The sequence below is a fragment of the Nonomuraea basaltis genome (assembly GCF_005893125.1).
GTDB classification, from domain to species: Bacteria; Actinomycetota; Actinomycetes; order Streptosporangiales; family Streptosporangiaceae; genus Nonomuraea; species Nonomuraea basaltis.
Genome location: NZ_VCJS01000424.1, coordinates 1 through 5,457 on the forward strand (window position 1 = coordinate 1; position 5,457 = coordinate 5,457).

5 protein-coding genes are annotated in these 5,457 nt (G+C 71.6%); 2 read left to right on the top strand and 3 right to left on the bottom strand.

What is annotated here, in order from left to right; translation table 11 throughout:
• Nucleotides 1–132 precede the first annotated feature (132 nt).
• On the bottom strand, nt 133–1,035 hold the full coding sequence (locus tag EJK15_RS67435) for a lactonase family protein (protein ID WP_171075402.1): 903 nt from the start codon (nt 1,033–1,035) through the stop codon (nt 133–135).
• A gap of 48 nt (nt 1,036–1,083) precedes the next feature.
• Here EJK15_RS67435 and EJK15_RS67440 point away from each other — a divergent pair, with 48 nt between their 5' ends.
• Entirely contained in the window at nt 1,084–1,995 is a 912-nt protein-coding gene (locus EJK15_RS67440; RefSeq protein ID WP_240778110.1) for a bifunctional helix-turn-helix transcriptional regulator/GNAT family N-acetyltransferase, read from the top strand.
• On the opposite strand, the gene EJK15_RS67445 is transcribed toward EJK15_RS67440, so the two are convergent.
• Nucleotides 1,964–4,171, bottom strand: a complete 2,208-nt coding sequence (locus tag EJK15_RS67445) for an MMPL family transporter (RefSeq protein ID WP_240778111.1) — start codon at nt 4,169–4,171, stop codon at nt 1,964–1,966. The two genes, EJK15_RS67440 and EJK15_RS67445, sit on opposite strands and share 32 nt — an antisense overlap.
• Nucleotides 4,172–4,264: 93 nt before the next feature.
• Between EJK15_RS67445 and EJK15_RS67450 the strand changes: the two genes are divergently transcribed.
• On the top strand, nt 4,265–4,858 hold the full coding sequence (locus EJK15_RS67450; RefSeq protein WP_138720623.1) for a TetR/AcrR family transcriptional regulator: 594 nt from the start codon (nt 4,265–4,267) through the stop codon (nt 4,856–4,858).
• On the opposite strand, the gene EJK15_RS67455 is transcribed toward EJK15_RS67450, so the two are convergent.
• Nucleotides 4,855–5,457: alkaline phosphatase PhoX (locus EJK15_RS67455; RefSeq protein ID WP_138720624.1), on the bottom strand; the 603-nt coding region annotated here is incomplete at its 5' end. The two genes, EJK15_RS67450 and EJK15_RS67455, sit on opposite strands and share 4 nt — an antisense overlap.

Below are 5,457 nucleotides of genomic sequence, written 5' to 3' on the forward strand. Positions count from 1 at the left end.
GGGCCGGGGTGTGGGGGTCGCGGGCCGAGCTGCGCAAGACGTGGCAGCTCGAGCGCCGCTTCGAACCGGGCGAGCGCGACGACACGGCCTACGAGCGCTGGCGCGCGGCCGTGCGGCTGGCCTCCGCCCGCCTTACATGATCAGCACGCAGGCCGCGCTCTCCACCTCGTGGACCTCGCCGGTGGGCTCGGGGACGCCGTCTGCCAGCGCGAAGACGGCCACGTTGGACGATTGCTGGTTGGCCACGTAGAGGCGGTCGCCGTCGATGGCGAAGTGCCGGGGCCAGTCGCCGCCGGACGGGACCTCGGCCACCAGGGAGAGGTCGGCGGCGCGCAGCACCGCGATGGTGTTCGGGCCGCGGTTGGCCACGTAGACCAGGTCGCCTTCAAGCTGTAGATGCGATGGGTAGTTCACCCCCGGCTCGCGGGAGGCGGGGGCGACCGTGCGCCGCTCGCCCTCGATGAGGGTGACGGTGCCGTCCAGCTCGCCCGCGACGTACAGGCCCGATCCGGCGAAGGAGAAGTGGCGGGGGCCGGTGCCGGGATACAGCGTGATCGGCTCCAGCGGCGTGCCGTCGTAGCGGTAGCGGCGGATCTCGTCGGTACCGAGGTCCGAGATGTGCAGGAGGCCGTCGTGGAAGACCGCCTGGTGGGCGTGCGGGCCCTCCTGGCGCTCCGCGTTGGGGCCCGAGCCCTTGTGACGCAGGACGATCGGGTCTCCCGCGAACGCGCCGCGCGCGTCGAGCCGGTAGAGGGTCGCCGTGCCGTCCATGTAGTTGGCCACCGCGAGCAGGCTCCCCGTGGGGTCCACGGCGACGTGGCAGGGGGTGTCGCCCTCGCTCGGCCGCTCGTCCAGCGGCGTCAGGCCGTCGCGGGCGTCGAAGGCGGTCAGCCAGCCGCGTTCGAGCTCGCTGACCGCGTACAGCACCGGCAGGGAGGGGTGAGCGGCCAGGAACGACGGCGCGGCGACCCTCGTGAGGCCGCCGCCGAGGGTGACGATGCCCGGGCCGTATCCGCCGATGCGCACATGCTTCACGGTGACGATCCTCTTCTCATGGAGTGACGTGCATGGTTGACTATGACAATGATTTCGTTGACGAAAGCAAGGGTTTCTGAGGTCAGAACCTTCAACCGGTTCTATACGAAGGTCATCGGCGTCCTGCAAGCGGGGATGCTGGACTCGCCGTACTCGCTGACCGAGGTGAGGGTGCTGTTCGAGCTCGCGCACGCCGAGCGGATGGAGACCGGCGAGCTACGCGCCCTGCTCGGCCTGGACGCGGGCTATCTCAGCAGGATCCTGGCCCGCTTCGAGGGCGACGGGCTGGTCGAGCGCGAGCGGTCCGCCACCGACGCCCGCAAGCAGCTCGTCCGCCTCACGCCCGCCGGCGCGGGCACGTTCGCCCGGCTCGACCGGCGCTCGGCCGAGGAGATCGAGCGGCTGCTGTCCGGGCTGCCGGACGAGGACCAGGAGCGGCTGGTCGCGAGCATGGCGACGATCAGAGGGCTGCTCGCCCCGGAGACCGGGCGGGAGCCGTACGTGATCAGGCCGCCGCGCACCGGCGACCTGGGCTGGGTCGTCTACCGGCACGGCGAGCTCTACAGCCGGGAGTACGGCTGGGGCACCACGTTCGAGCAGACTGTCGCCAAGATCGTCGGCGAGCTCGACTTCACGAAGGACGCCGGCTGGATCGCCGAGGCCGGCGGGGAGCGCGCCGGGTGCGTGTTCTACGTGCGCCAGGACGACACGACGGCCAAGCTGCGGATGCTGCTGGTCGAGCCGTCCGCGCGGGGGATGGGCATCGGACGGCGGCTGGTGGAGGAGTGCCTGCGGCACGCCCGGGCGGAGGGCTGCAAGCGGATCACGCTGTGGACGCGCGACTGCCTGGTGAGCGCGCGGCGCATCTACCAGGCAGCCGGGTTCCAGCTGGAGGCGGAGGAGAAGGGGACGGAGAACGGGATCGAGCTCACCGAGCAGTGGTGGACCCGCGAGCTGTGACGCGGCCCCTGGGCCACCAGTTGAGCGGGCCTGCCAGGCGCATCAGGCTCGGCACCAGCACCGCCCTGATCACGGTCGCGTCCACCAGCACCGCCACCGCCATGCCGACGCCCAGCATCTGCACGAACGACACCTGCGCGGTGGCGTACGCGGCGAACGTGAGCGCCAGGATGCCGCCCGCCGCCGTGATCAGCGGCGCGCCACGCTGCAGGCCGATGGCCACCGCGTGCTCGGTGTCGCCGGTCCTGTCGTACTCCTCCTTGATGCGCGACAGCAGGAAGACCTCGTAGTCCATCGACAGGCCGTACGCGACGCAGAGCATGAGGATCGGGATGCTCGCGTCCAGCATGCCCGTCGGGGTGAAGCCGAGCAGGCCGGACAGGTTGCCCTCCTGGAAGATCCAGACGATGGCGCCGAACATGACGCCGAGGCTGAGGATGTTCAGCAGGGTCGCCTTGATGGGGATGATCAGGCTCTTGGTCATGAGGAAAAGGACCAGGAACGTGACGCCCAGCATGAGCGCGAGCAGCAGCGGGAGCCGGTCCACGACCGAGGCGCGGTAGTCGGCCAGCTCGGCGGGGTAGCCGCCGACCAGGACAGCGAAGGGCGGCTCGACGGCGCGTACGGTCCCGGCGAGGCGTACGGGGTCGTCGGCCAGGGCCGCGGCGGACGGCACCACCGACAGCCACGTGCCCTGTCCCTGGAACCTGGCCGGGTCGCCGTCGCCGATCCGCTGCCCGCTCGCGTACGAGCCGGCGGCGGAGTCGACCTGGGCGACGCCGGGGAGCCTGGACAGGCTCGTGGCGTACGCGGTGACGTCGGCCGTGACCGGATCTCTCGAGACCAGCTGGATGGCGTCCGTCTCCTCCGCGGGGAACTCCTGGCGGATGACCTCCTGGGTCTGCCGGGAGGACGCCTCCGGGGGCAGGATGCGGTCATCGGCCACGCCGAAGCGCAGCCCCAGGAAGGGTGAGGCGAGCGCCAGCAGCAGCGCCGTGGCCAAGACGCCGAACACCAGCGGCCGGCGCATGACGCGGGTGGCCAGCGCGTGCCAGAACCCCGCGTCGCGCTCGGGCCGCATCCGCTTGGGCAGCATGGTCCCGCCGATGGAGGCCAGCACGGCTGGTAGCACCAGCACCGCCGCGACCAGGCCGCCGATGACGACGGCGATGCCCGCGTACGCGAAGGAGCGCAGGAAGCCGAACGGCAGCGCGAACAGCACGGCCAGGGACGTGGCCACGGTGAGGCCGCTGAACAGCACGGTCCGGCCCGCGTGCTCGACGGCCCCGGCGACCGCCGCCGCCCGATCCTTGCCGTCTCTCGTCTCCTCGCGGAAGCGCTGGATGACGAACAGGCAGTAGTCGATGCCGAGGCCGAGCCCCATGGCCAGGGTCAAATTCAGAGCGAACGTCGAAATTTCGGCAAATATCAGGACGCCGCTCAGCAGGGCCAGCCCGATCACCATCGCGAACACCCCGGCCAGGATGGGCACCAGGGCCGCCATGGCGCGCCGCTGGTAGAGCCAGAGCAGGGCGAACGCCAGCGGGAAGATGACCAGCTCGGCCCGTACGAAGTCCTGCCTGGCCAGCGGCACCGTCTCCCGGAAGACCTCCTCCCCTCCCCCGGCCCGCACCTGGAGCAGATCCGTGCCCTTGGTGATCTCGGGGACGAGCGCGGGCAGCACCCGCGCCCGCACGTGGTCGGCGTCGCCCGGGATGCGCACCACGACGACGGCGTGCCTGCCGTCCTCGCTGCGCAGCGTGGCGGGCCTGCCGCGGGTCCAGTACGAGCCGGCCTCGGCGACGCCGTCCGCGCGACCGATCCGCGCGGTCAGCGCCCGGCCCGCGGCCTCGACGGCCGGGTCGTCCACGGTGCCGGTCTTCGCGGTCACCAGGAAGATCATGTCGGGGCTTCCGGTGCCGAACCGCTCGGCCAGCTCGGCCTGGGCCCGGTCGGACTCCGAGCCGGGCGCCTCGAACCTGGCCAGCGACAGCCTGGGCACCGCGCCCGCCGCGAGCGTACCGGCGACGACGAGCACGATCAGGGCCAGCGCGAGGACGAGCCGGCGGCGGCGGACGAGGAGGAAGCCGAGCCTGCGCAGCGGCGGCCCGGACACCGCCGCGGGGGCGGGCCGGGCCCGGGTGTTCACCGCCATGGCCGCGCCGCCCCGCCGCACGGGATCTCCAGCAAAACTCGGTAAACTACTCGTGTTTGTCTCACCAGACCAGAAATACAAGTGAATGCTCGTATTTGTCAAACGAGGAGACCCATGGCTGAACGCACGGTCCGCCGGCAGGCGCGCGGTCTGAAGCGCATGGCGGAGATCCTCGACGCCGCCGAGTCGGTGATCGCGGAGGTCGGCTATCCAGACATGACGACGAACCAGGTGGCCGCGCGGTCGGGGATGTCGCCGGGGTCGCTGTACCAGTTCTTCCGCAACAAGGAGGAGATCCTGGACGGGCTGGTGTCCCGCTACACCGACGACCGCCAGGAGTTCTGGGCGGCGAGGCTGACCGCGGTCACGCCGGACGTGCCGCTGGAGGCACTGGTCGGGCAGCTCGTGGACGAGAGCGTGAAGTTCAAGAGCCGGTCGCCGGCGTACTGGTCGCTGCTGTACGGCACGGCCACGGGCGATCAGCTCGCCGCGGCCTCGCAGCGGCTGCACGAGGACATCGCCGGGCAGATCGCGGCCATGCTGCGCCGCCGCTCCCCCGGCCTGACGGAGGAGCGGGCGCTGCTGACGAGCACGATGGCGCTGGCCACGGTGAAGGCGGTGATGCCGATGATCACCACGGCCACCCCTGAGCGGGGCGCCGAGCTGGTGGACGAGCTGAAGCTCATGCTCGTCCGCTATCTGAGCTAGGCGCGGAAGGGGCCGGTCACTTCGAACGTGTGGCCCTCGGTGCGGCCGCGCCTGGCCGAGAAGTAGAGCCGGTCGCCGCGCGGCGAGAACGCCAGCCCGGTCAGCTCCGCCCCCTCGTGCCCCTCCAGCCTGAGGAACGGCGTGACCGCCCGGTCGGGCGTGATCACGTCGATCTCCGTCCGCTCCCTGGCCACGTAGAGGTCGCCGGACGGCGCGGCGGTGATGGCGCGTACGCCCTCGCACAGCCGGTCGAGCGTGGAGGTCTGCGCGTCGTACGCCCACAGGCCGGTGTCGCCCTTGGTGGTGAAGTAACAGACGCCGCCCGCGTAGTGGCAGCCGTCGCCGCCGTCGAAGTGGCGGGCGTCCTCGACCTGGTGGCGGGTGGCCTGGAGCAGCGCCGCCGGCGAGGGCACCACGCGCCAGCGGCCGGAGGAGCACAGCACCTCCAGCGTGCCCTCGGTCAGGTCGCCCCAGTCGCCCGGCCTGAACCGGTAGAAGCACCCGTCGGGCTCGTCCTCGGTCATGTAGACCACGTGCCGCTCGGGGTCGCAGGCGGCGGCCTCATGTTTGAAGCGGCCCATGGCCAGGCGGGGGCGGGC